The sequence below is a fragment of the Streptomyces sp. NPDC001858 genome (genome assembly GCF_053594615.1).
The window spans coordinates 98222-122712 of the sequence record NZ_JBSFEV010000002.1 but is presented as its reverse complement, the minus strand read 5'-3'; the positions used below and the strand labels follow the sequence as shown (position 1 = coordinate 122712).

Here is a 24491-nt window from a genome sequence, read left to right as displayed (position 1 = left end):
GTCGAAGGGTCCGGCCGGCTTGCTGTGGAAGGTCGGGCGGCCGGACCCGGTGCAGAGATGATGAGGGCCCTACTGGGCGGTAAGGGGTAGGAATCCTGCCCCCATGCGGAGGGGTACGGTCTGTACCCCTCGCAGGTCACGCGACGCGCTGTTCCTCGGGAAATGCGCAGGTCACGCAGGATCCGAGCGTGGGCGGGATGACGTACCCGGCGTCCTGGCCACACTCGGGGCAACGGCGGCGGGCGGCATTGGCCTTTGCCAGCGCCGCCCACTTCGCCGGCGTCATCGGACGCACCGGGCGAGCGAGGTCGACGCGGTACAGATAGGCGACCAGGGGCGGGCGGCCCCGCCGCCGGGGGCGTTCAAGCTGGGCGGCGACGTCCTGACCGCCGGGGCGCAGGTCGCGGGCCCTCAGTTGGCGGCGGGTGGCATAGCCGTCCGGGGCGAGGTGCCACCGGAAGACGGGCAGGGTACTCATGCCGCGCCGCGCCGTCCGGGACGACGGCCGGCCACCGACCCGAGCAGGCGACCGAGGCGGGCACGCCGGGGCCCGGAGCGGCCGGACCGCTTGGCCGCGTACATCGCTTCATCCGCGCGGCGCAGCAGCGCCGACAGGTCCTCGCCCGGATGGTCGACGGCGCGCACCCACCCCAGTGACACGGTGGTGTGCACGTCGGGGGCGGTGTCGACGGGGCGGGCGAGGACGCGGGCGAGGGTGTGCAGCCGGTCGGCCATGGTGCCGTCGCGGTCGACGACGACGGCGGCGAACTCATCCCCGCCCAACCGTCCCGCGACCCCGCCCGGGTTGGTGCCGTGGGCGAGACGGGCGGCGACCGCAGCGAGCAGCAGGTCACCGGCGGCGTGGCCGTGGGTGTCGTTGATCTGCTTGAAGCGGTCGACGTCCGCGAGGACGACCACGGCGCGCGGGTCGCGCAGCAGGCGGCGGGCCCGCCGGGTGAACGCGTCCCGCGTCCACAGCCCGGTCAGCGGGTCACGGCGGGCCGTGGTCAGCCGTGCGTGCAGCCACCGGGCGTGCACCGCCCACCCGAGGATGGGCGGCACGGTCGGTAAGAGCGCGGCGAGGGTGCTCACGGCGTCACCGCCGTCGCGGCGCGTTCGGCGAGCAGCGCGTCCCGCAGCGTCCGCGCGTTCGCCGGCGAGGTGCGCAGGGCCCGGCGGATGCCCTCAGCGGTGATCTGCGCGTCCGTCCAACCGGCCGTCGCCTTCCGCGCCTCCGTCATGAGTTGGTCGGGGGTGCGGCGGGTGCGGGTCGATTTCGCGGCGACCGGGACACGGCCCGTCGCCCGACGCGCCGGGGTCGACGCGGCCGGCAGCGACCGGACCGGTGCCGGGGCGATCGGCACCGGCTTCACCGCCGGGACGACAGCCGGCATCGACTTCATGCCGGTGCCGCTCTTGCCGAAGTCGACCGGCACCGGATCGGGCACCGAAAGCCGCGTCACCACGACCGTCGGAGCGCTCGATTCCAGCAGGTCAGCCATAGACCGTTCTCGACTACTACCAGACGATTCCTCCTCATTCGCGACCGGAATCGAATCGAGCGCGGCGGGAGCGAACATCGCCGCGAGCGCAGCGTCCGCACCGCCGGTGATCCGGTCGCGCTGGACGTCCAACAGCCTCGATCCCAACGCCGTGTCCCCGACCCCGACCTTGCGAGCCAGACGCCACGACACCCGATCCGAACGCTTCCGCACCCGACTGGTCGGGTGATGTGCGGCGCGCGCCCGGTGGTAGGCGAGGGCCTGCACGATGTCGGCCGTGCGCCGCTCGTTCTCCGCATCACGCCCGTCGGTGTGGACCACGATCCGACGGGCGAGGAACGCCATGCCCTCGGCCGAGACGGACATGCCCATCGGCGTCAGCGCGTAGACGACCGTGCGGCCCGGGTCCGGGGCGGCCATCGCGCCCATGACGGCGGCGGCGGCCGGCAACGCCCACAGTCCCGCCCGCACGACGCGCGGCGAGGACTGCCCCAGCATGGTCAACCCCAGCAGGACCAGCGCGAGCACCGCCGTCGCGCCCTCGCCGGCACCGAGCGCACCGAGCGCGGTGCCGGTGCCGTAGGCGTGGCCGATGTTGCTGTAGGTGCCGATGCCGCCGACCACGCCCGTGGCCAGCATCGGCACGAACGCGGCCGTCAGCACACCGATCTGAACCCTTGTCAGGGGCTTGCGAATCTCGCTCATGCCGCTTCCCCCGCTCCCTCGCGGTGGCCGCGAGCGGCACGCAGGAAGGGCACCGTCCGGGTCAGCGCGTCGGCGTATAGGGCGTCCCAACCGGCGATCTCCTCACCGGCCTCCGCCTGCTCCCACAGGTCGGCGAGGACGTCACGGGCCGCGTCCTCACGGGCGGCCCGCTCGTCGTCCGTCTCGAACTCCAGCGGGCCCCGGAACAGGTCGACGTCGATGCCGATCGCCAGTTCCGCGAACTCGGTGTCGCCGTGCGCTTCCTGGCCGGCGACGAAGTTGCGCATGCGCATGGTGGATCTCTCCTCTTGCTACGTCGGGAGGGAACCGGGCGGCGGGCTGTCCTGTCCGGGAGTGCCGCCGCACCGGAAATGAGGGCCGTCACCACGCATGGCGGCAGGCCCAGCGCCCCGGGCGGGATTCGATCCCGCGCCCTTCACGGCTGCATGCCGGGGCCGACGGTCATCACCCGGCCGCCACGGGGACGGGGTCAGGCCCCGTCAGCTCACAACACTCTGTTGAGTTCTCAAGGAACGAACGCTGCCTTCGTACTCACCCCCTCGGGCTTTCCTCCGGACGTCGCTGCGGTACCTGTTTTACAGGTACCGCATGGGGATCCGTCAAGTGCAGCGGCGGAACCTCTTGGCTTTGCGCCGGAACTTCTTGGCGCACCATCAGAATCGCCCCAGGTCAGGGGACTTGGTCACCCCGTACGTGGACACCTCAAGGACGTCTGAGTACCTTCAAGAGGTCCCTAGACGTCCCATCGGGGGTTCAGATGTCCAACGAACGCTTGCGGTCTGCCCTGTTAGCCAGCGGCATGACGGTTCAGACGCTGGCCGAAGAGATCGATGTCAATCCGAAGACCGTCGAACGCTGGATCACGAAGGGGAAGGTTCCGTATAGGCGACATCAGTACGCGACGGCCGCCGCTCTCAAGGTCGATGTCACGACGCTCTGGGACGACGATCGAGCAGTTCAGAGCGCGGCCGACCTGACGAAAGCCGAGATCGTCACGGTCTACCCACATCGCCACGCGGTGCCGCCCGGTCTCTGGCGAGAGATCTACGGACGGGCGCGACAAAACATTGACGTACTCGTCTACTCCGGGCTCTTTCTGTCTGAGGACCCCGTCTTTCACGACCTCGCCAAGGCGAAGGTTGAGGCAGGCGCACAGGTGCGCATCCTGCTTGGCGACCCCGACTGCGCGGCAGTCGAGCAGCGCGGCATAGACGAGGGACATCGGATCATGGGCGGCAAGATTCGGAATTCCCTAGTGCACTACCGGCCGCTCATGAGAAGTCACCCTGACATCGGGTTCCGGCTGCACGATGCCACGCTCTACAACTCCATCTACCGGTCCGATGACGAGATGCTGGTGAACCCACATGTTTACGGCATCGGTGCCTACATGGCCCCAGTCCTGCATCTGCGTCGACTGCCTGGGGGCGGACTGTTCGACACGTACGCGAATAGCATCGAACACACCTGGGAAAACGCCCGACCGATCACAGATCAAGACATCGCGAGTATCACAGGAGCCTGACCATGGGACGCATTGACTACCTGCACGACCCTGACGCCCCGCCGGCCAACTCGGTGGTGCCGTCCGTGGTCGCGTTCGTGCAAGACGACGCGGGACAGGTGCTGATGATCCAGCGATCCGACAATGGACGCTGGGCGCTGCCTGGCGGCGGGCACGATGTAGGCGAATCCATCAGTGACACAGTGGTTCGCGAGGTCTGGGAAGAGACAGGAATCAAGGCTGAGGTCGTCGACATTTCCGGGATCTACACCGACCCCGGCCACGTGATGCAGTACGACGACGGCGAGGTCAGGCAGCAGTTCAGCATCTGTTTCCACGCGCGACCGATCGGGGGCGAGGTACGCACGAGCAACGAAACGACGCAGGTCCGATGGGTCGCCCCATCGGACCTGCCGAAGCTAGACGTCCACCCCACCATGCAGCTCAGAATTGAGCACGCGATAAACCAAACGCGCACGGCACCCTACGTCGGCTGACGCTTCGCGACGGCGACGCGTTCGAGTACGCGTGATGTGCTCGCGAGGATCTCCGGTTCGGCCCGACGGATGAACGTCCCGATCAGGCTGTCCGGACCGTACCGGCCGGCAATCTCATTGATCCGATCGACCGGGTTCGTGGGCGTGCCGTCCGGAGTCGTGTTCATGTCGCAGTAGCACAGGGCGTCATTGAGGTGCGCGCTCTCGCGCGGGAACTCGGCCTCAAGTTCCTCGCGCAGCCCCCTGGCCTCTGCTTCCATCCATGAGCAGGAATGATGAGCCACCAGGTGCACAACCCGCTCGTCAGCATGCGCGATGTCGCGAAGGTAACGGGCCCCATCGAGCGGGTGAAATCCCGTCTTGGCGAGGTCCGGCGCGTACCCGATGTCGTGTAGGACAGCAGCAGCCTCCAACAGCTCCGCGTCCGCACCGAGGATCGGCGCGATGCTGCGTGCGCGCTCGGCGACTCCAACCGAGTGCTTCCAACGACGCGGCAATGGGTCGGAAAGCAGCGATTCGGCGAGCGGGTACGCCCACTCCGTCAGTCCCGTCACGGTGCGGAACTCTCCTCTCGATTCGGCAGGGCCCGCACGGTACGTAGCTTGCCCTGCCCCCCTTCGGACAGCCATCCTGCGGCTTCCAGCTTCCCCAACGCCTTGGTGAGCGTCGGGCGCGAGACACCGAACCTCTCGCACAGCACAGAAGCACTCGGGAACGCTGCCCCAACTTCAAGGCCGTCATCCGCGAAGACGTCAGTGAGCCGCTCAGCGAGGGGCCGGCGATCGGTCCGCTGTCCCTCCCTGACCAAGCGCCAGCGTCCGCCCGGAACGGGCTCTGCAACACCAGCCCTTTGAAGCGCCGCGAACGCCCGAAGCACCACACCGCGCGAGACCTGGTGATCGTGTATGACCTCTGCGATCGGTGGTAGCTCCACCAACTCCGGGTCGCGATCCATCTGTGCCTTGAGCTGATCAGCGATCTTCTGAAAAGTCCCGCGCGGGCTTGCCTGTTGCGCCACTCACCCTCCCTCTTCGTATCCCGCCGTCAGCGTCAAGCGTCCCACGCTGAGGGTCGGGCCAGAGCGCCTCAGCTGGAAAAGGTACCGGCTTCGCTTCGTTCAGGGAACCGCATCCACGCCCCATGAAATTCTGAAGCAACTGATCTAAAAGGCAACGACCAGTGCAATAACTGCCACTACTATCGAGACCACCGTAAGCCAGAGCACTACCGCCTGCAACCGAATCCCGTACGCCGCATTAGTCAAGTCAGCGGCAGCCGACACCAAATCCCTGATTTCTTTTTCCGAACTAGCAATTCGGGCCGACTCGTTCGCGATACGTCCTGCCAGAGCGGAATGAAACCGGCCCGGAGACCCACCTAGACCCAAAAGCGCCTGAGACAAAATTTCGTTCAACTGAAAGCTTTGCCCGACCCATCTATTGCTCGCAGAAAAGGCGACAATTTCTTTCCCTACAAGCTGACTTTCAATTCCACTGACTAGCAGGCGATTTCGAAGAGATACGAAAGCCTTGTGAGTAGCGTCGTTCGCGATTGAAGTGGCCTGATCTCGAACCTCCGCAATCTGATCACTTAGCTTGTCGACGTAGTAGTAGAGACTCCACCTAACGGCGATACCATTAAGATCGTCATCCAAGCGTTGCATGGCATGGGAGATGCTCGAAGAGGAGTGGGAACCAACTCCAACAGGTTCCGCAGATAGCAAATCCGACTCGCGCGCCGCACACGTGAGCAACTCCTGTCCGCCATGCCAATAATCTGTGTTTTCAGTCGCCCATCGAAACCGTAGCGATGTCAGATTCACCGGCTCCCATTGAGACCTAAAGTCGGGTCTCAAATCAAGCACGCCGTACCCATCGGCCCTGTTGCCCGATGGCTCATCTCGCCACGGCACTACGTTAGATGTTGTAACAAAGTAGACGACAGGGTGCGTTTCGGCCTGTCGGGCGAAATGCCCGGGGTAATGCGCGGTAACCCATGCGCTAGCCTGCTGAACCCGACATCGCCGCCACTCCTTAACCTTTCGCGACTTCATAGACATTGGAGAAATGATGGAGTGCCCATTACCGATAGGCTCCAATCTCTTACCTTGATCTTCACGCAAAAGTTCCCCGTAGCTCTTTGCGAAATCCTCGTAATATTCAAACCTAAGCACGAGCGCACTGATCCCATGCGTCACTGCTACAAGGCTGGCCCAAACTCGACTGACCCCCTCAGGAAGTGCGGTAAAAATCTCATCCCGCCCCAAAGTCGACTGACCCGGAGGCGCAAAATTGGGCAGTTTGATCCAAGCGCCTCCGTCAGCCATTCGGGCAGACCTGAACCAATTTGCGTAACCCCGCCGAGTCGCCGCCGGGGCAAGGCCGTCAAGCTGCTGAAGTCTCCTATAAATATCCCTAGCGTCCGGTGGCGTATAGAACTCAACCATCCAAATTGCGCGAAACGAAACCGATTCGCCTTGAGGAAGGCGCGCATTGGCATTCTCCTCGATATCCCGCTGAGTGAAACGACGCGTAAACCGAGTGCCATTTAGATGGATGTACCTAAACCGGGCCCGCGAACGAATGGAGGCAGGAAGTTCACTACGGTTTGAAATCCATTCAAGGAAAGACTCCACACGCCCTTTCGGCAAAGCGGTGGGAGTCGGAGAGAACGGAACGAAGTAAGTACGACTACGCATGATCTCTTTCCTTACTGAGCATCCCATCTGCCCTCGTGAAGTCGCTCAGGAGGTGTCAGTCACAGCGGGCTCCGCCCATGGTCGCATCCTGGCCCTGTCAGCCGTCCGTGAACGGCTACGTGCGGATGCCGGGACTCCAAGTCCGTCTCAGTTTCCGTCTCGTTCATGGCCGTACACGACCGTCCACAGCGGTTCGCTCTACCCCGTCTAGCTCGCCACCTGTACGAGTTCGAACGCACATGAACGCACCCGAACCATGCCCTGACCAGCACAGACAAACCTGCAAAGCGAGTTACGCGGGTTCGATTCCCGCCACGGCCTCTGTATGCCTGACCAGGCAAAACGAATGGGCGGCACCTCTCCGGGTGCCGCCCATTGAAGCTCTCCGTCTCAGTTCCCGTCTCGATTGAGCCCCGCCGGCCACGCACGCGGCAGCGCACAGTCGCCAGCATGCGGAGCTGCCAACCCCACCACGGAGTGGCCCCAACCAACCACCCTCCCGTCCACCCCATCGGGGTCAGACTTGCGGAACTTGCCACACAGGGCTCCCGGCCGTGCTGAGATTTCAAGGTGAAGAGACGCATTGTCACCATATCGATCAGCGCGATATCTGCGGCCCTCCTGCTCGGCACGTTCATCCTTCTGCTCTGGAAAGGGCCTTGGTGGGCAGACGGGTCCCAATTTGGACGCGGCCTGACACCTGGGGAGGGGGCGGTCGTTACAGGATTTCGAACGACGATAGTCGCATTCGGCGCGGGAATCCTTGCAGCGGGAAGCCTCGCCTACACCCACCTGAACCACAAACAGAGTCGCGAGTCATTCCTCAAATCCCAAGAAAACTTCACGGAACAAGCCGAATTGACGAGAGAGTCACTACGTCATTCAGAAAGAAATTCCACCCAACAGGCGGAGATTAGTCGTGAAGGGCAGGTCACGGAAAGATACGTCTCAGCAATCCGCCTCATCGCTTCAGATAATCAGACAGAGCAACTTGGAGGCATCTACTCTCTTGAAAGAATTATGCGAGACTCCACAAAGGATCACGACACCGTAGTTGAGGTGCTAGCCGCTTTCATAAGGCAACACGCCAAGATAGATTCCGAAAGGATACTCTCAAGCGACCCCGTGCAAGCCGCGCTTGACGTTCTGGCGAGACGCCCCGAGAGGGAAGAGCCGTTCGACATTGATCTACGCCGAACCACCCTGACAGGATGCACCATCAGGAACGCAGATCTCCGCAGGCTCAATCTATATATGGCAGATTTGACCGATGTCGTCTTTCAGGAATGCGATCTCTCGTTCTCTAATATCACCCAGGCAAAGATTGTGCGATGCCGATTCAGCAAATGCACGCTAAAACGAGCAGAGCTGGACTACTCGGAGGTCACCGAAACCTCATTCCTCGGAGGTGAAGCACACGAACTGTCTGCCGTAAGCACGGAATTCACAAGATGCCGATTTGGCCATATGGACCTAGACCGTGCTTTCTTCGAAAGCGCGATCCTTCATCACACAAACTTCAGAGGGAGCAATTTGGAGAGAGTCGACTTCGGCGATGCATGCTTGTTCGGAGTTCACTTGTCCCCTAGAGCAAATCCACCGCTCAACTCGCTACTCGGGGCTCACATTTTTAAATCGACAACGCTGCCGAAAGCACTGCACGGGAACCCTGAGATCGAGGCACGAGTACGTCGAGTGGAAGACGAATGGGATGACAGAAAACACAGCCACTCCACGGACTCATGAAATCCGAGAAATAACGCTCACGGATCGAGGGATGTAGCAGGCACCACCCAAAAGGCGATGCCCGCTCTGATCCAAAATCTCAGTTGGTCGGTACGGGCACGCCAGCCTCACCTTCGTCGTCATCGTGCGGCCGATCCGCCTCGGGCTTCCAGATCAGGCCGTCCACCTGCTTCGCAATGTCCGTCCGCACGGCATCCACCATGTGCTGATAGCGGGCAGCCATGGCCGTGGTCGACCACCCCATGAGGCCCATGACTGCCCGCTCGGGGACACCGAGGATGAGTAGGACCGTGGCGGCCGTGTGGCGCGCGTCGTGCAGCCGACCGTCCCGCACCTTCGCCTCAGCCAAGAGATCCTTCCACTCGGTCCAGTCCCGACGGTGGGACGGACTACGGCCGTGTTCGTCCGGGAAGACGAGGCTGTTGCCCTCCCATCGCTTCCCAGCCCGTTCCCGCTCCGCTTCCTGCGCCTTGAGGTGCGCACCGAGTAGGTCAACAAGCTGTTCGGGGAGACCGACCGCACGACGCCCGGCGCGGGACTTGGTGGTGGACAACTCCGGGTTGGTTCGCCGCCGCTCCGAGCAGTACCCGGCCGCCTTTCGTCCGCAGGGCTCCGCGCACCCGTGGGCGTACTGCGGCCGGTGACGACTACGGCGGACAACGAGGAACCCACCCTCAAGGTCCACGTCCTCCCACTTCAGCCCCAACACCTCGCCCTGGCGCAGTCCGAGGGCGAGGGCGACGGCCCACCGGGCGGAGTTGCGATGCCGGCCAGCGGCCTTGAGCAACCGCTGCACCTCTTGGACGCTGTAGGGCTCCACCTCGTACTCCCCCGTCTTCGGGGCCTTGGCCAACTGAACGGGGTTCTTGCCGAGGTGCCCTCGCCGTACGGCTTCATTGAGGGCGGTTCGGAAGGTGCGATGCACCTGGTGCGCGGTCCCCGGCTTGCTGCCGTTGGCCTGCATGTTCGCGTAGAACACCTCGATGTGCTCGGGCTTGAGCCGGTCGAGACGGTGAGCCCCCAAGCCGGGGATCAGGTGCTTCCGCACGGCGACGCGGTACCCGACCATGGTGTTGTCGTTGACGGCGAGGGGCGCAACGTTCTCGACCCAGTGCGTCAGCCATGTCCTGACCGTCCACGCCTTGCCCGGCTTCCGCACCGTCTTGGCGTCGCGCTGCTTCTCCAACTCGCGTACAGCTGCCGTCACTTCGGCGCGGCTCTTGCGTTCGACGTGACGGCGATCCGGTGTGCCGTCGTCGCGGATGCCGACCGTGACGCGGCCGTGCCACTTGCCGTCCTTGCCCAGGTAGATGGAGCTACGGCCGTTGGGCTGTCGACTGCGCTTCTGTTCCTCTGCCACAGGCAGACTCCTGTTTCTCGGTGTCGGGATGGGGACCGGGGCGGCGGGCTGTCCTGTCCGGGAGTGCCGCCGCCCCGGGCGTCGTCAAGCGGCGCGGTGGGCGGTGCGGAGACGGGTCACATACGCTGCCGGCGCGTCGACCGGGACCCTGCGAAGACCGCCGACCATGACGGACTCCAGCTCTCCGGTACGGATGAGCGCGAAGCATGTCGTCCGGCCGATGCGGAGTCGGCGGGCGGCCTCTTCAACCTTGAGGAGTACGAGGGTCGCGTCGTCGTCGGCGGGGGCGAGAAGGGTGGGGTGTTCGTCCAATGCTCACTCCGTGGGGCTGAGTTCATGGGCAAGTGCCGTCGCACAAACCGCAATATCCGCAGAAAAACCGGGGATGGTCTCTGACCTGTGGTGATGCGGTGTGCGGGTGGTGGCGGGCGGTGCTCCGCAGAAACCCGCGATATTCCGCAAAAATCAGGGGCGGCCGGTCGCCGGTCCCAGCTCGGGGGTGGTGCTCGGTTTTTTGCGGAATATCGCGGGATTGTGCGGCGGCTCCCTCGCCGGTGTGGCGCGAGGGTCCCGCCGCAGGTCAGCGGGGGGCCCTGGCTTTTCTGCGGATTTTGCGGTTTGTGCGGGAGGGGTTGAGGGCGCGGCCAGTGGTCACCGGCCGCCGTCCCGCAGGGAGGGGTGGGCGAGTAGGCGGGGCGCGGGGGGCCTGCCGCGCTTGCCGGTGCGCTCGGGTTGGTAGGACCGCAGGTATCCGTGATCTTCCAGCAGCGCGAGGGCGGGTTCGAGATCGGCGACGGTCGGTACCTCGCTGCGAGACAGGGCGGTGAAGACGTCCCGCCGGCTGACGTCCTCCCACCGGTTGTCCCTGACCGCGTCCAGCACGCTACGGGCCCGGCCGATGACCGGGTCCGCCCCCATGGCGTCGAACACGGCGAGGGCGTGGGCGGTGTAGTACTCCCCCAGCTCGATGGCCGCGCGCATGGTGTCTTCGGTGATCGGGTGGGTGTAGCCGTTGCCGCCGTGTTCGGCGAGGTGCAGCAGCGCGGCCATGCGGGCGGTGGCCCCGGCGAGTTTCGCGGCCCAGTTGGTGATGTGGCCCAGCTTGCCGCCGCGCTTCTTTAGCTGCGGTTCGACCTTTTCCTGATAGGCGATCAGGGCCGCGTCCGCCCCCGGAGTGAGCTGGATGACGGCCGGGTCGGTCCATTCCGCGAGGGACAGGGTGAGGTCGATGACCCGCGCGGCGTAGGTGGCGGCCGTCTGCTCGGGGATGGGGTCGGTGACGACCTTCCGTTCGCCGACCATGGACTTGGGCAGGGAGAACAGGAAGCGTGCCAGGAATCCGCGTCCGTCGAACCCCTTCACCTTGCCGATGTCTTGCAGCACTTCGGGCTGCACGGCGAGCCCGATGGTCAAGGCGGGGGCGTCGATGTACTCGCGGCGGGACTGCCGGTTGACCCTCAGTCGGTCCCCGGCATGCCCCTTGAGGAACGCGTCCATGTTCGGGGCCCCGGAGTAGCGGCCCGCGATGATGTCGAAGATGCCGCCCTCCGCGCTCATCACCGACAGCCGACCGCCCTGCTCGGCCATGAGAGAGGTAACCGTCTCGGGTGTGGAGTCGTCGGCCAGCAGCACGGGTTCAGCCGGGACGGTGAGCGTGCCGGCGGTCTGCGCGAGACCGACGGCGGTGGCCACCATCTCTTGCCGCTTGTCGTCGTCGGCTGACGCGGCACGGGCGGCGGCTTTGTCGGCCGCCTCCTTAGCGAGTCGGGCGGTCACCTCCGCCTCGACGATGGCGGGCTGCATCGCGGCCTTGAGCTGTTTCTCCGCGTCGTAGAGAGGATTGGTGAGCAGGGCGAACACGGCGGACTTGCGGTTACCAGGCGGGAGCGCCACCACGGTGTAGAGGTTGGTGGGCTCGCGCCAGTTGCCGCGTACGTGGACCACGGACCGGCCGCCGGCCGCCGTGGCGAGCACGGCGAGGGCGATCGATCCGGCGAGATCCACCGGGGTCTGCGTCTCTTCCGCGACGGCCGCCACGAACTCCCCCATCCATGCGGGGAAGACGTGCGCGGGGAACGGCGCAAGCTCGCGCCGGCCGGTGAGAGGCATGGGATCCTCCCACACGTCGGGTGCCGCGTCGTCCTCGCCGGTCGGCTCTTCCAGGGCGGGCAGTCCGACCCACAGGTCGTTGTCCACAGGCTGTGCATTCACGCTGCCGCCCTCCCTTCGGCGGTGGTGGTGTGCGGGCAGACGTCGACGCGGACGCGGGCGGTCAGTCGGATGACGGCGGCACGACCCCGGGCGCGTTCGTGATGCCCGCACGCGCAGACCCAGTCCGCGACGGTTACGCCCTCGCACCGGACTTGGAGCCCCGGGGTGATGCCGGTGACGGTGACCATGTGCGGGTCAGAACCAACGGCAGAAAGGACGCCCTTGCGGGCGGCGACCTTCGGTTCGCCCACGGTCGGCCGTGACGGGCCCTGTACGGCGCTCTCAGGGCCGTTTGTGGGACTATGCGGCACATTGTTCATGCGGCACGCTCCGAGGCCGCCTCAAGGCCGTTGGCCACGGCGCGGCGTGCGTAGGCCCCGGGGACCCCAACGGAGACGGCGACGGCCACGATCTCTTCCCCGATCACGGCCAGTCCGCACGGGCCGGGGCACCGGGCGTGCTGAGCGGCGAGGAACCGGGCGACGCCAAACGCCTGTGATCCGGCACCGGATTCGGCGCGGGCCCGTACGAGGGCGAGGCCGCGTTCCAGGCCGGTGCGGACGTAGCGCTGAGTGTGGCGGCACCCGGCGGCCACGTTCCGGTCCCAGGTGGCGCGGGTCGGGAGGGAAGAGTCCACCTCGCTGCGCGAGAGGGTGGTGTCTTCCTTCACCGCGAGGGCGCGCACGGCCGTCGGCAGGTCGACCATGCGGCCGGTGCCGGGACCGAGCCAACGGGCGTACTGCATGAGCGACTTGACGTCGACCCCGGGCCGAACGGCGTTCGCCGACCGCATCACGCCCCGGTAGAGCCAGTGCTGGCCGCGCGTCGTGGGCACGGTGCGGGTGGCGGGCAGGGTCTCGAGGGCCCAGGCGACAGCCGCCGCGTTGTCCAGGTCCACGACGGTCACCCCCGCCCCGCCGGGGTGATACGCGACGGCCACGGCGTGACACCATGCCGGGGCCCATGCGGGCGAGGTGAGGGTGTGCGGGTCGGTGGTGGCGGCGGCCCATCCGTGGCAGGGCGCGGGACACCAGCAAGGGCCCGCCGCCTTCATGTTGGGCCGGTCACCGCAGGCGCTGTCCTTGCAGGTGCGGCAGTTGCCGAACGGGGCCTTGCCCTGCCGCAACGGCAGCGCCGGGACACCGGCCGCCGCGAGGGCGAGGGCGACGCGCAGGGGTTCGGGCGTCGCGCTCATGAGATCAGCCCCACGACAAGAGCCCGTCCCGTTCGAGTGGCCGGGACCATGAGGCCCTCGCTGAAAACACGCGGTTCGGTCATGCTGTAGGTCTCCTGTTCTGCAATGTCGGGATCGGAGACCGTGGGCGGCGGGCTGTCCTGTCCGGGAGTGCCGCCGCCCACGGGCACAGCTATCGGCCGTCGGCGACCATGAGCGCGTACTGCTGACGGACGTAGGCGCGCGGCTCGCAGTCCGCGTGCGCGTCGTCCAGCTCGACCAGGAACTTCGCGGCCACGTGGGCGGTGTCGTCGTCGCGGCGGTCGGCTCCCTCGCTGAGCGCGATGCGGTCGAGGACGGCGGCCTTGCGCACGTAGTACTCCCGCTTCAACGCGGTGTAGCACTCGGCGTCGTTGAGGGTGCGGGCGATCCAGTCCAGTTCGCTGTGGATGCTGGGGGCGGTGGCGTACGCCTGCTCGGCGTCGGGCCACACGTCAGCGTGATCGGCGTCGAGGTAGAGGCGCTGACGCTTGCCGCCGCGGGCCGTGTGGACCGTGACCCGTCCGGTCTTGAACGCCTTCTCCAGGACGTCGGTGACGCGGTCGGAGTCGGCGGGGTCGCAGATGATCCTGATCTCGAACACAGGCGTTCCTCTCGGGGTCAGAAGGGCGGTTCGTCGCTGTAGCCGTCGGTGCCCCACGGGTCGCGCCCGATAGAGCGGCGGCGCAGCCACCGGGGACGGCGACGCGGCAGGGGAAGCAGGGTCATGCGGCGGTTCTCGTCCCAGCAGGGGCAGGGGTCCCATTCGGTGCCGGCGTACTCGCCGTTGTGGTCGCCGTAGTCGTAGGCGTGTCCGCCCTCGCCCCGGCAGTCCGAGCAGTCGGGGCGAGGGGTGTCGGTCAGGACCAGCGCGCGGCGCGGCCAGTCGGAGACCTGAATGCGGAGTCGGAGCACGGGTGTTGTTCTCCCTTGTCAGCCGTAGAACTTGTTGCGCTTGATGACGGCCTTGCGGATGTTGACCGTGGTCCCGCCGCCGTGGCCGCGTCCGCCGAAGATCTGCACGGCGACCCACCCGCCGAACACGACGGCCGCGAGGATGACGAGCTGCGTGACCAGCGCCGTGAGCGCGGTGATGAACGCGGTCAGCAGCAGCAGCCCGCCGCACACGGCGAGGAAGCCGACGCCTCCGAGGGCGACGTTCACCGCCGCGCGGGAGACGGCCGGCTTGGCGGCGACCGGTTCCGGCTGGACGGGGTTCATGGCGTAGCCGGTGACGACGCGGCCGTCGGGCAGGACGACGCTCGCCACGGTCGGGATGCCGCCGGGCTGCACGGGAACGAGCGGGACGGTGTGCGCGGGGGCGAGCGGGGTGGGGCGGTGGACTTCCACAGCCGCCGTGTCGTGCCCGGACGTCCGGCCGTACAGGGTGGGTTCGTTCATGTCCTGGTCTCCGTTCTAGCGGCCGACGTCGTTGAGGGCGTCGGCGAGGGCGGTGACGAGTTGGTTGACGGTGTCGGCCGCGTCGGTGCCGGCGAGGTAGAAGCCGAAGAGGGCGAGGGCGACGGCCGCGCCGGCACCGACGGCCTTGGAGCGCAGCAGCAGGGCAGCGACGACGGCGAGCAGCAGCACGAGCGGGACGGTGAGGACCACGGGCGTCTCCGAGGGGGTCAGCGGGTGCCGGCGCGGTAGGTGCGCGCGGCGCGGTTGTAGATCCAGCGGCCGACGCGTATGCGCTTGCCGGTCGCCTGGCAGCGGCGGCAGTCCTTGCCGCGCTTGAGGCGTCCTTTGCGGTCGGTCTTGAGGTCGTGGCCCATGCCGTCGCACTTGCGGCAGTCGCCGAACGGGCTCAGCCAGCACTTGACGCCGTAACCCAGGGTGACGATGAGGAGGCATGCGGCAGCGAGGAGGGGAAGGCTCATCAGGTGCCTCTCGGAGGGGTTGAAGGGGGTTTCCGCAGGTCGGCCGCTATCTGCTAGCGGCCTGATCAGGGGCGGTTTCAGTTGCTAGCAGGGTTGCTACCGGTAGCGACGCCCGCCGCTACCGGTAGCAGGGTTCGGGACCTATCCGGCGTCCCTCTTGTCGTTGCGCTGTGTAATCGCGGCGGCGACGTCCTCGCGCTTGATGCCGCGCTTGTTGACCTGCTCGCCGTCGATGCGCCGGCTGATCTGCCCGGTGCCGACGCCGAACGGCTTGAGCGCTGCGGTGAGCGCTTCGGCCTTGGGCTTGGCCTCCATCTGCGCCCACGGGCCGTAGACATCGGGGCGCAGGTCGGCGAGGCGGTCGACGATCGTCTCGGACCACACCTTGGCCTCGCCCTTGCCGAGCACGGCCGCGACGTCGTCCAGGATCGTCGCGGACGTCTCCGGGGCCGGTGCCTCGCCCACCGCGTCCCCGGACAGCGTGCCCTCGGCCTCGCGCAGCGCGGCGGCGCGGGTCAGGACGCGTTCGGCGTCGCGGCCGTCGGCGAGATAGGTCCGCACGATCCCCGAGTCATCGGACATGCCCTTGAGCAGACCGACGCCCTTGTGGGACTTCAGCAGCTTGGACGCGTCCAAGCCCTCGCTGTACGAGCCGGCACCGAGGATGGTGTCGGAGACCTGGTAGGCACCGACGCGCAGCGCGAACCGGGCCTGATGCTGGTCGCGCAGCTCCGAGGGGCACGCCTTGTCGTCCGGCTTCTGCGTCGCCGTCATCACGCTGACGCCCACCGCGGGGGCGACGCGGGCGAGGTAGACCAGCAGGGACAGGATCTCCTTGCCGTGCTCGGGATGGGTCAGGTACTCCTGCACCTCGTCGACCACGAACAGCGTCAGCGGCATGTTCAGCTTCTTGTCCCGGCTGATCTCCGGGGTCAGCTTGCCCTCCGGGCAGATGTGCAGCGGCAGTTCGGACAGCCGGTGATAGCGGTCTTCGACGTCCGCCTTCAACTCCCGCAGCGAGGTCAGCAGATGCTGAACCGGGTCGACCCCGTTCTTCGGGACGATGCCGAACCCGATGCGGTGAGCGACCTTGACGAACGTGCGCCAGTCCGGCGACGCCTTCCCGTCGAACACGTACAGCCGCACGTGCGGATCCAGCGCGGCGGCCAGGGCGATGGTGCGGGCGGAGAACGTCTTGCCCTGCCTGGGCACCGCGCCGACCAGCAGCGACAGCCACAGCATCGTGGCCATGACCGGGTTGCCGCGCTCGTCGACGCCCCACGGGAACGGCTTCCAGAAGTCCACCCGCGTCGCCCCCAGCAGCGGCGACTTGCCCGACGGCACGGCGAGCGGGTCACGGTCGGCGATCCAGTACGACACCCGCCGCCCGCTGCTGTCGTCCTTGTCCAAGAACAACTGCGTCGGGGCGATGTCCATGCCGGACGCCAGACGCGCATGGGCGTTCAGGGCGTCCTCGAACGTCTTGCCGTACGGCAGGTCGACGACCACCCGCCACCCGTCGCCGTCCCGCCCGATCGGACGCGGGAACGAGATCGACTGATCCTTGCTGGTCAGCCGCGCCACCTCGTGCGCGCGGATGACGATGTCCGAGGACAGCTTCCGCTTGCGGAACGTCACCTTAGCCATGTCGATCAGCGGCCGATCCGCCGGCGCGCCCACGATGCCCAGGGTGGTGGTCAGCGCGGCCACGGACAGCAGCAACAGCCAGGACGGGGCCATGACGTAGAGGGTCAGCGCGGCGGCGAGGCCGATGAACCCTCCGAGCGCGGCGACGATCCCCCGCAGCCTGACCCGGTCGTTGCGCTGCCGGGACAGCTTCAGGTAGTCGGCCGCGTTCTCGTCGGCGACGGCGGCGAGCCTGAGGGGCTTGCCCTCGGTGTCGGCCACCCACCGGCCGACGGCGGCCGACCAGCGCCACGCGCCGCGCGGCGAGTACATGCAGATCTTCGGGGTGTAGACCAGCGGCAGGCGTACGGCGTGGTAGCCGGCCACGGCGGTGTAGTGGCGGACGGCCCACTTGCGGACGGCCGTGCGCTGGTCGGGGAGCTTCACCCAGTCCGGCAGGACCGGCAGACGGGCCTTGTCCCTGGCCTCCATCCACTCCGCGACCGAGGGCGGGTAAACCTCGCGGGGCGGGTCGACCGCGACGCCCTCGGTCAGCCCGTCGGCCTCCGGGTCGTCGGCGTCGGGGAGTTCGGCCTCCCACTCACCCGGCTTGGCCTCGCCCTCGCCGGACGCGGCCGGGCCGGTGGTCTTCTTCAGCGGGAACGGCAGCACGTCGGCCGTCGGCCGCTCGGTGCCCTCGGGGTCCCCGGTGGGCGTGAACGTGGTGGTCTCGGACACGATGTAGGTGCTCCTTTTTGGAGTCGAAGGGTCCGGCCGGCTTGCTGTGGAAGGTCGGGCGGCCGGACCCGGTGCAGAGATGATGAGGGCCCTACTGGGCGGTAAGGGGTAGGAATCCTGCCCCCATGCGGAGGGGTACGGTCTGTACCCCTCGCAGGTCACGCGACGCGCTGTTCCTCGGGAAATGCGCAGGTCACGCAGGATCCGAGCGTGGGCGGGATGACGTACCCGGCGTCCTGGCCACACTCGGGGCAACGGCGGCGGGCGGCATTGGCCTTTGCCAGCGCCGCCCACTTCGCCGGCGTCATCGGACGCACCGGGCGAGCGAGGTCGACGCGGTACAGATAGGCGACCAGGGGCGGGCGGCCCCGCCGCCGGGGGCGTTCAAGCTGGGCGGCGACGTCCTGACCGCCGGGGCGCAGGTCGCGGGCCCTCAGTTGGCGGCGGGTGGCATAGCCGTCCGGGGCGAGGTGCCACCGGAAGACGGGCAGGGTACTCATGCCGCGCCGCGCCGTCCGGGACGACGGCCGGCCACCGACCCGAGCAGGCGACCGAGGCGGGCACGCCGGGGCCCGGAGCGGCCGGACCGCTTGGCCGCGTACATCGCTTCATCCGCGCGGCGCAGCAGCGCCGACAGGTCCTCGCCCGGATGGTCGACGGCGCGCACCCACCCCAGTGACACGGTGGTGTGCACGTCGGGGGCGGTGTCGACGGGGCGGGCGAGGACGCGGGCGAGGGTGTGCAGCCGGTCGGCCATGGTGCCGTCGCGGTCGACGACGACGGCGGCGAACTCATCCCCGCCCAACCGTCCCGCGACCCCGCCCGGGTTGGTGCCGTGGGCGAGACGGGCGGCGACCGCAGCGAGCAGCAGGTCACCGGCGGCGTGGCCGTGGGTGTCGTTGATCTGCTTGAAGCGGTCGACGTCCGCGAGGACGACCACGGCGCGCGGGTCGCGCAGCAGGCGGCGGGCCCGCCGGGTGAACGCGTCCCGCGTCCACAGCCCGGTCAGCGGGTCACGGCGGGCCGTGGTCAGCCGTGCGTGCAGCCACCGGGCGTGCACCGCCCACCCGAGGATGGGCGGCACGGTCGGTAAGAGCGCGGCGAGGGTGCTCACGGCGTCACCGCCGTCGCGGCGCGTTCGGCGAGCAGCGCGTCCCGCAGCGTCCGCGCGTTCGCCGGCGAGGTGCGCAGGGCCCGGCGGATGCCCTCAGCGGTGATCTGCGCGTCCGTCCAACCGGCCGTCGCCTTCCGCGCCTCCGTCATGAGTTGGTCGGGGGTGCGGCGGGTGCGGGTCGATTTCGCGGCGACCGGGACACGGCCCGTCGCCCGACGCGCCGGGGTCGACGCGGCCGGCAGCGACCGGACCGGTGCCGGGGCGATCGGCACCGGCTTCACCGCCGGGACGACAGCCGGCATCGACTTCATGCCGGTGCCGCTCTTGCCGAAGTCGACCGGCACCGGATCGGGCACCGAAAGCCGCGTCACCACGACCGTCGGAGCGCTCGATTCCAGCAGGTCAGCCATAGACCGTTCTCGACTACTACCAGACGATTCCTCCTCATTCGCGACCGGAATCGAATCGAGCGCGGCGGGAGCGAACATCGCCGCGAGCGCAGCGTCCGCACCGCCGGTGATCCGGTCGCGCTGGACGTCCAACAGCCTCGATCCCAACGCCGTGTCCCCGACCCCGACCTTGCGAGCCAGACGCCACGACACCCGATCCGAACGCTTCCGCACCCGACTGGTCGGGTGATGTGCGGCGCGCGCCCGGTGGTAGGCGAGGGCCTGCACGATGTCGGCCGTGCGCCGCTCGTTCTCCGCATCACGCCCGTCGGTGTGGACCACGATCCGACGGGCGAGGAACGCCATGCCCTCGGCCGAGACGGACATGCCCATCGGCGTCAGCGCGTAGACGACCGTGCGGCCCGGGTCCGGGGCGGCCATCGCGCCCATGACGGCGGCGGCGGCCGGCAACGCCCACAGTCCCGCCCGCACGACGCGCGGCGAGGACTGCCCCAGCATGGTCAACCCCAGCAGGACCAGCGCGAGCACCGCCGTCGCGCCCTCGCCGGCACCGAGCGCACCGAGCGCGGTGCCGGTGCCGTAGGCGTGGCCGATGTTGCTGTAGGTGCCGATGCCGCCGACCACGCCCGTGGCCAGCATCGGCACGAACGCGGCCGTCAGCACACCGATCTGAACCCTTGTCAGGGGCTTGCGAATCTCGCTCATGCCGCTTCCCCCGCTCCCTCGCGGTGGCCGCGAGCGGCACGCAGGAAGGGCACCGTCCGGGTCAGCGCGTCGGCGTATAGGGCGTCCCAACCGGCGATCTCCTCACCGGCCTCCGCCTGCTCCCACAGGTCGGCGAGGACGTCACGGGCCGCGTCCTCACGGGCGGCCCGCTCGTCGTCCGTCTCGAACTCCAGCGGGCCCCGGAACAGGTCGACGTCGATGCCGATCGCCAGTTCCGCGAACTCGGTGTCGCCGTGCGCTTCCTGGCCGGCGACGAAGTTGCGCATGCGCATGGTGGATCTCTCCTCTTGCTACGTCGGGAGGGAACCGGGCGGCGGGCTGTCCTGTCCGGGAGTGCCGCCGCACCGGAAATGAGGGCCGTCACCACGCATGGCGGCAGGCCCAGCGCCCCGGGCGGGATTCGATCCCGCGCCCTTCACGGCTGCATGCCGGGGCCGACGGTCATCACCCGGCCGCCACGGGGACGGGGTCAGGCCCCGTCAGCTCACAACACTCTGTTGAGTTCTCAAGGAACGAACGCTGCCTTCGTACTCACCCCCTCGGGCTTTCCTCCGGACGTCGCTGCGGTACCTGTTTTACAGGTACCGCATGGGGATCCGTCAAGTGCAGCGGCGGAACCTCTTGGCTTTGCGCCGGAACTTCTTGGCGCACCATCAGAATCGCCCCAGGTCAGGGGACTTGGTCACCCCGTACGTGGACACCTCAAGGACGTCTGAGTACCTTCAAGAGGTCCCTAGACGTCCCATCGGGGGTTCAGATGTCCAACGAACGCTTGCGGTCTGCCCTGTTAGCCAGCGGCATGACGGTTCAGACGCTGGCCGAAGAGATCGATGTCAATCCGAAGACCGTCGAACGCTGGATCACGAAGGGGAAGGTTCCGTATAGGCGACATCAGTACGCGACGGCCGCCGCTCTCAAGGTCGATGTCACGACGCTCTGGGACGACGATCGAGCAGTTCAGAGCGCGGCCGACCTGACGAAAGCCGAGATCGTCACGGTCTACCCACATCGCCACGCGGTGCCGCCCGGTCTCTGGCGAGAGATCTACGGACGGGCGCGACAAAACATTGACGTACTCGTCTACTCCGGGCTCTTTCTGTCTGAGGACCCCGTCTTTCACGACCTCGCCAAGGCGAAGGTTGAGGCAGGCGCACAGGTGCGCATCCTGCTTGGCGACCCCGACTGCGCGGCAGTCGAGCAGCGCGGCATAGACGAGGGACATCGGATCATGGGCGGCAAGATTCGGAATTCCCTAGTGCACTACCGGCCGCTCATGAGAAGTCACCCTGACATCGGGTTCCGGCTGCACGATGCCACGCTCTACAACTCCATCTACCGGTCCGATGACGAGATGCTGGTGAACCCACATGTTTACGGCATCGGTGCCTACATGGCCCCAGTCCTGCATCTGCGTCGACTGCCTGGGGGCGGACTGTTCGACACGTACGCGAATAGCATCGAACACACCTGGGAAAACGCCCGACCGATCACAGATCAAGACATCGCGAGTATCACAGGAGCCTGACCATGGGACGCATTGACTACCTGCACGACCCTGACGCCCCGCCGGCCAACTCGGTGGTGCCGTCCGTGGTCGCGTTCGTGCAAGACGACGCGGGACAGGTGCTGATGATCCAGCGATCCGACAATGGACGCTGGGCGCTGCCTGGCGGCGGGCACGATGTAGGCGAATCCATCAGTGACACAGTGGTTCGCGAGGTCTGGGAAGAGACAGGAATCAAGGCTGAGGTCGTCGACATTTCCGGGATCTACACCGACCCCGGCCACGTGATGCAGTACGACGACGGCGAGGTCAGGCAGCAGTTCAGCATCTGTTTCCACGCGCGACCGATCGGGGGCGAGGTACGCACGAGCAACGAAACGACGCAGGTCCGATGGGTCGCCCCATCGGACCTGCCGAAGCTAGACGTCCACCCCACCATGCAGCTCAGAATTGAGCACGCGATAAACCAAACGCGCACGGCACCCTACGTCGGCTGACGCTTCGCGACGGCGACGCGTTCGAGTACGCGTGATGTGCTCGCGAGGATCTCCGGTTCGGCCCGACGGATGAACGTCCCGATCAGGCTGTCCGGACCGTACCGGCCGGCAATCTCATTGATCCGATCGACCGGGTTCGTGGGCGTGCCGTCCGGAGTCGTGTTCATGTCGCAGTAGCACAGGGCGTCATTGAGGTGCGCGCTCTCGCGCGGGAACTCGGCCTCAAGTTCCTCGCGCAGCCCCCTGGCCTCTGCTTCCATCCATGAGCAGGAATGATGAGCCACCAGGTGCACAACCCGCTCGTCAGCATGCGCGATGTCGCGAAGGTAACGGGCCCCATCGAGCGGGTGAAATCCCGTCTTGGCGAGGTCCGGCGCGTACCCGATGTCGTGTAGGACAGCAGCAGCCTCCAACAGCTCCGCGTCCGCACCGAGGATCGGCGCGATGCTGCGTGCGCGCTCGGCGACTCCAACCGAGTGCTTCCAACGACGCGGCAATGGGTCGGAAAGCAGCGATTCGGCGAGCGGGTACGCCCACTCCGTCAGTCCCGTCACGGTGCGGAACTCTCCTCTCGATTCGGCAGGGCCCGCACGGTACGTAGCTTGCCCTGCCCCCCTTCGGACAGCCATCCTGCGGCTTCCAGCTTCCCCAACGCCTTGGTGAGCGTCGGGCGCGAGACACCGAACCTCTCGCACAGCACAGAAGCACTCGGGAACGCTGCCCCAACTTCAAGGCCGTCATCCGCGAAGACGTCAGTGAGCCGCTCAGCGAGGGGCCGGCGATCGGTCCGCTGTCCCTCCCTGACCAAGCGCCAGCGTCCGCCCGGAACGGGCTCTGCAACACCAGCCCTTTGAAGCGCCGCGAACGCCCGAAGCACCACACCGCGCGAGACCTGGTGATCGTGTATGACCTCTGCGATCGGTGGTAGCTCCACCAACTCCGGGTCGCGATCCATCTGTGCCTTGAGCTGATCAGCGATCTTCTGAAAAGTCCCGCGCGGGCTTGCCTGTTGCGCCACTCACCCTCCCTCTTCGTATCCCGCCGTCAGCGTCAAGCGTCCCACGCTGAGGGTCGGGCCAGAGCGCCTCAGCTGGAAAAGGTACCGGCTTCGCTTCGTTCAGGGAACCGCATCCACGCCCCATGAAATTCTGAAGCAACTGATCTAAAAGGCAACGACCAGTGCAATAACTGCCACTACTATCGAGACCACCGTAAGCCAGAGCACTACCGCCTGCAACCGAATCCCGTACGCCGCATTAGTCAAGTCAGCGGCAGCCGACACCAAATCCCTGATTTCTTTTTCCGAACTAGCAATTCGGGCCGACTCGTTCGCGATACGTCCTGCCAGAGCGGAATGAAACCGGCCCGGAGACCCACCTAGACCCAAAAGCGCCTGAGACAAAATTTCGTTCAACTGAAAGCTTTGCCCGACCCATCTATTGCTCGCAGAAAAGGCGACAATTTCTTTCCCTACAAGCTGACTTTCAATTCCACTGACTAGCAGGCGATTTCGAAGAGATACGAAAGCCTTGTGAGTAGCGTCGTTCGCGATTGAAGTGGCCTGATCTCGAACCTCCGCAATCTGATCACTTAGCTTGTCGACGTAGTAGTAGAGACTCCACCTAACGGCGATACCATTAAGATCGTCATCCAAGCGTTGCATGGCATGGGAGATGCTCGAAGAGGAGTGGGAACCAACTCCAACAGGTTCCGCAGATAGCAAATCCGACTCGCGCGCCGCACACGTGAGCAACTCCTGTCCGCCATGCCAATAATCTGTGTTTTCAGTCGCCCATCGAAACCGTAGCGATGTCAGATTCACCGGCTCCCATTGAGACCTAAAGTCGGGTCTCAAATCAAGCACGCCGTACCCATCGGCCCTGTTGCCCGATGGCTCATCTCGCCACGGCACTACGTTAGATGTTGTAACAAAGTAGACGACAGGGTGCGTTTCGGCCTGTCGGGCGAAATGCCCGGGGTAATGCGCGGTAACCCATGCGCTAGCCTGCTGAACCCGACATCGCCGCCACTCCTTAACCTTTCGCGACTTCATAGACATTGGAGAAATGATGGAGTGCCCATTACCGATAGGCTCCAATCTCTTACCTTGATCTTCACGCAAAAGTTCCCCGTAGCTCTTTGCGAAATCCTCGTAATATTCAAACCTAAGCACGAGCGCACTGATCCCATGCGTCACTGCTACAAGGCTGGCCCAAACTCGACTGACCCCCTCAGGAAGTGCGGTAAAAATCTCATCCCGCCCCAAAGTCGACTGACCCGGAGGCGCAAAATTGGGCAGTTTGATCCAAGCGCCTCCGTCAGCCATTCGGGCAGACCTGAACCAATTTGCGTAACCCCGCCGAGTCGCCGCCGGGGCAAGGCCGTCAAGCTGCTGAAGTCTCCTATAAATATCCCTAGCGTCCGGTGGCGTATAGAACTCAACCATCCAAATTGCGCGAAACGAAACCGATTCGCCTTGAGGAAGGCGCGCATTGGCATTCTCCTCGATATCCCGCTGAGTGAAACGACGCGTAAACCG

30 protein-coding genes are annotated in these 24491 nt (G+C 66.4%); 5 read left to right on the top strand and 25 right to left on the bottom strand.

Annotated elements, in window-relative coordinates; translation table 11 throughout:
* Window positions 1-136: 136 nt before the first annotated feature.
* Genes ACWCPF_RS03085 through ACWCPF_RS03070 form a run of 4 tightly spaced genes read right to left on the bottom strand, consistent with a single transcriptional unit; the run spans window position 137 to window position 2494 of the window.
* A complete protein-coding gene (locus tag ACWCPF_RS03085; RefSeq protein WP_451043195.1) occupies window positions 137-478 on the bottom strand; it encodes an RRQRL motif-containing zinc-binding protein in 342 nt (113 codons plus the stop codon).
* Window positions 475-1092 (bottom strand): GGDEF domain-containing protein, encoded by a 618-nt coding sequence (locus ACWCPF_RS03080; protein WP_451043194.1) that lies wholly within the window; start codon window positions 1090-1092, stop codon window positions 475-477. The genes ACWCPF_RS03085 and ACWCPF_RS03080 overlap by 4 nt, the downstream gene beginning before the upstream one ends.
* Window positions 1089-2207 (bottom strand): conjugal transfer protein, encoded by a 1119-nt coding sequence (locus ACWCPF_RS03075; RefSeq protein ID WP_451043193.1) that lies wholly within the window; start codon window positions 2205-2207, stop codon window positions 1089-1091. Before ACWCPF_RS03075 ends, ACWCPF_RS03080 begins: the two co-directional genes overlap by 4 nt.
* A complete protein-coding gene (locus ACWCPF_RS03070) occupies window positions 2204-2494 on the bottom strand; it encodes a hypothetical protein (protein ID WP_451043474.1) in 291 nt (96 codons plus the stop codon). The genes ACWCPF_RS03075 and ACWCPF_RS03070 overlap by 4 nt, the downstream gene beginning before the upstream one ends.
* 491 nt (window positions 2495-2985) lie before the next feature.
* Between ACWCPF_RS03070 and ACWCPF_RS03065 the strand changes: the two genes are divergently transcribed.
* Complete coding sequence (locus ACWCPF_RS03065) at window positions 2986-3753, top strand: XRE family transcriptional regulator (RefSeq protein WP_451043192.1); 768 nt, start codon at window positions 2986-2988, stop codon at window positions 3751-3753.
* 2 nt (window positions 3754-3755) lie between these two features.
* Window positions 3756-4229 carry an NUDIX domain-containing protein gene (locus ACWCPF_RS03060; RefSeq protein ID WP_451043191.1) on the top strand — a complete coding sequence of 158 codons (474 nt, stop codon included), beginning with the start codon at window positions 3756-3758 and terminating at the stop codon, window positions 4227-4229.
* Here ACWCPF_RS03060 and ACWCPF_RS03055 read toward each other — a convergent pair.
* From ACWCPF_RS03055 to ACWCPF_RS03045, 3 genes are all read right to left on the bottom strand, one after another.
* Window positions 4217-4783: an HD domain-containing protein gene (locus tag ACWCPF_RS03055; protein WP_451043190.1), complete on the bottom strand. Its 567-nt coding sequence runs from the start codon at window positions 4781-4783 to the stop codon at window positions 4217-4219. The genes ACWCPF_RS03060 and ACWCPF_RS03055 overlap by 13 nt on opposite strands.
* Complete coding sequence (locus tag ACWCPF_RS03050; RefSeq protein WP_451043189.1) at window positions 4780-5247, bottom strand: GntR family transcriptional regulator; 468 nt, start codon at window positions 5245-5247, stop codon at window positions 4780-4782. Before ACWCPF_RS03050 ends, ACWCPF_RS03055 begins: the two co-directional genes overlap by 4 nt.
* Before the next feature lie 144 nt (window positions 5248-5391).
* The gene (locus ACWCPF_RS03045; protein ID WP_451043188.1) at window positions 5392-5883 is read right to left on the bottom strand and encodes a hypothetical protein; all 492 of its coding nucleotides are present in this window, start codon (window positions 5881-5883) and stop codon (window positions 5392-5394) included.
* Window positions 5884-7497: 1614 nt separating this feature from the next.
* Here ACWCPF_RS03045 and ACWCPF_RS03040 point away from each other — a divergent pair.
* Entirely contained in the window at window positions 7498-8673 is a 1176-nt protein-coding gene (locus ACWCPF_RS03040) for a pentapeptide repeat-containing protein (protein WP_451043206.1), read from the top strand.
* 79 nt (window positions 8674-8752) lie between these two features.
* On the opposite strand, the gene ACWCPF_RS03035 is transcribed toward ACWCPF_RS03040, so the two are convergent.
* The 15 genes from ACWCPF_RS03035 to ACWCPF_RS02965 all read right to left on the bottom strand — a co-directional run bounded on the left by ACWCPF_RS03035 (window position 8753) and on the right by ACWCPF_RS02965 (window position 20217).
* Window positions 8753-10033: a tyrosine-type recombinase/integrase gene (locus ACWCPF_RS03035; RefSeq protein ID WP_451043205.1), complete on the bottom strand. Its 1281-nt coding sequence runs from the start codon at window positions 10031-10033 to the stop codon at window positions 8753-8755.
* Window positions 10034-10117: 84 nt separating this feature from the next.
* Window positions 10118-10345, bottom strand: coding sequence for an excisionase family DNA-binding protein (locus ACWCPF_RS03030; RefSeq protein WP_451043204.1), 228 nt, complete (start codon window positions 10343-10345; stop codon window positions 10118-10120).
* A 339-nt stretch (window positions 10346-10684) separates the two neighbouring features.
* The gene (locus ACWCPF_RS03025; protein WP_451043475.1) at window positions 10685-12229 is read right to left on the bottom strand and encodes a DUF3987 domain-containing protein; all 1545 of its coding nucleotides are present in this window, start codon (window positions 12227-12229) and stop codon (window positions 10685-10687) included.
* An 11-nt stretch (window positions 12230-12240) separates the two neighbouring features.
* A complete protein-coding gene (locus ACWCPF_RS03020; protein ID WP_451043203.1) occupies window positions 12241-12432 on the bottom strand; it encodes a hypothetical protein in 192 nt (63 codons plus the stop codon).
* Between the two features lie 128 nt (window positions 12433-12560).
* The gene (locus tag ACWCPF_RS03015) at window positions 12561-13439 is read right to left on the bottom strand and encodes a bifunctional DNA primase/polymerase (protein ID WP_451043202.1); all 879 of its coding nucleotides are present in this window, start codon (window positions 13437-13439) and stop codon (window positions 12561-12563) included.
* 172 nt (window positions 13440-13611) lie between these two features.
* On the bottom strand, window positions 13612-14061 hold the full coding sequence (locus ACWCPF_RS03010; protein WP_451043201.1) for a hypothetical protein: 450 nt from the start codon (window positions 14059-14061) through the stop codon (window positions 13612-13614).
* A gap of 17 nt (window positions 14062-14078) precedes the next feature.
* Window positions 14079-14372, bottom strand: coding sequence for a hypothetical protein (locus ACWCPF_RS03005; protein ID WP_451043200.1), 294 nt, complete (start codon window positions 14370-14372; stop codon window positions 14079-14081).
* An 18-nt stretch (window positions 14373-14390) separates the two neighbouring features.
* Window positions 14391-14858, bottom strand: a complete 468-nt coding sequence (locus tag ACWCPF_RS03000; RefSeq protein WP_451043199.1) for a hypothetical protein — start codon at window positions 14856-14858, stop codon at window positions 14391-14393.
* Between the two features lie 15 nt (window positions 14859-14873).
* Window positions 14874-15068, bottom strand: coding sequence for a hypothetical protein (locus ACWCPF_RS02995; protein ID WP_451043198.1), 195 nt, complete (start codon window positions 15066-15068; stop codon window positions 14874-14876).
* Between the two features lie 17 nt (window positions 15069-15085).
* Window positions 15086-15337, bottom strand: a complete 252-nt coding sequence (locus tag ACWCPF_RS02990) for a hypothetical protein (protein WP_451043197.1) — start codon at window positions 15335-15337, stop codon at window positions 15086-15088.
* Between the two features lie 141 nt (window positions 15338-15478).
* Window positions 15479-17701 carry a cell division protein FtsK gene (locus ACWCPF_RS02985; protein WP_451043196.1) on the bottom strand — a complete coding sequence of 741 codons (2223 nt, stop codon included), beginning with the start codon at window positions 17699-17701 and terminating at the stop codon, window positions 15479-15481.
* Between the two features lie 158 nt (window positions 17702-17859).
* Window positions 17860-18201 carry an RRQRL motif-containing zinc-binding protein gene (locus ACWCPF_RS02980; protein WP_451043195.1) on the bottom strand — a complete coding sequence of 114 codons (342 nt, stop codon included), beginning with the start codon at window positions 18199-18201 and terminating at the stop codon, window positions 17860-17862.
* A complete protein-coding gene (locus tag ACWCPF_RS02975) occupies window positions 18198-18815 on the bottom strand; it encodes a GGDEF domain-containing protein (protein ID WP_451043194.1) in 618 nt (205 codons plus the stop codon). The genes ACWCPF_RS02980 and ACWCPF_RS02975 overlap by 4 nt, the downstream gene beginning before the upstream one ends.
* Window positions 18812-19930 carry a conjugal transfer protein gene (locus ACWCPF_RS02970; RefSeq protein ID WP_451043193.1) on the bottom strand — a complete coding sequence of 373 codons (1119 nt, stop codon included), beginning with the start codon at window positions 19928-19930 and terminating at the stop codon, window positions 18812-18814. The genes ACWCPF_RS02975 and ACWCPF_RS02970 overlap by 4 nt, the downstream gene beginning before the upstream one ends.
* Window positions 19927-20217 (bottom strand): hypothetical protein, encoded by a 291-nt coding sequence (locus ACWCPF_RS02965; protein WP_451043474.1) that lies wholly within the window; start codon window positions 20215-20217, stop codon window positions 19927-19929. Before ACWCPF_RS02965 ends, ACWCPF_RS02970 begins: the two co-directional genes overlap by 4 nt.
* A gap of 491 nt (window positions 20218-20708) precedes the next feature.
* Here ACWCPF_RS02965 and ACWCPF_RS02960 point away from each other — a divergent pair, with 491 nt between their 5' ends.
* Together ACWCPF_RS02960 and ACWCPF_RS02955 are read left to right on the top strand one after the other, a co-directional pair.
* Window positions 20709-21476, top strand: a complete 768-nt coding sequence (locus ACWCPF_RS02960; protein ID WP_451043192.1) for an XRE family transcriptional regulator — start codon at window positions 20709-20711, stop codon at window positions 21474-21476.
* Window positions 21477-21478: 2 nt separating this feature from the next.
* Complete coding sequence (locus ACWCPF_RS02955) at window positions 21479-21952, top strand: NUDIX domain-containing protein (protein ID WP_451043191.1); 474 nt, start codon at window positions 21479-21481, stop codon at window positions 21950-21952.
* Here ACWCPF_RS02955 and ACWCPF_RS02950 read toward each other — a convergent pair.
* The 3 genes from ACWCPF_RS02950 to ACWCPF_RS02940 form a co-directional block, all read right to left on the bottom strand.
* Window positions 21940-22506, bottom strand: coding sequence for an HD domain-containing protein (locus ACWCPF_RS02950; RefSeq protein WP_451043190.1), 567 nt, complete (start codon window positions 22504-22506; stop codon window positions 21940-21942). The genes ACWCPF_RS02955 and ACWCPF_RS02950 overlap by 13 nt on opposite strands.
* Window positions 22503-22970, bottom strand: coding sequence for a GntR family transcriptional regulator (locus ACWCPF_RS02945; protein ID WP_451043189.1), 468 nt, complete (start codon window positions 22968-22970; stop codon window positions 22503-22505). Before ACWCPF_RS02945 ends, ACWCPF_RS02950 begins: the two co-directional genes overlap by 4 nt.
* A 144-nt stretch (window positions 22971-23114) precedes the next feature.
* Window positions 23115-23606: a hypothetical protein gene (locus tag ACWCPF_RS02940; protein WP_451043188.1), complete on the bottom strand. Its 492-nt coding sequence runs from the start codon at window positions 23604-23606 to the stop codon at window positions 23115-23117.
* Between the last annotated feature and the right edge of the window lie 885 nt (window positions 23607-24491).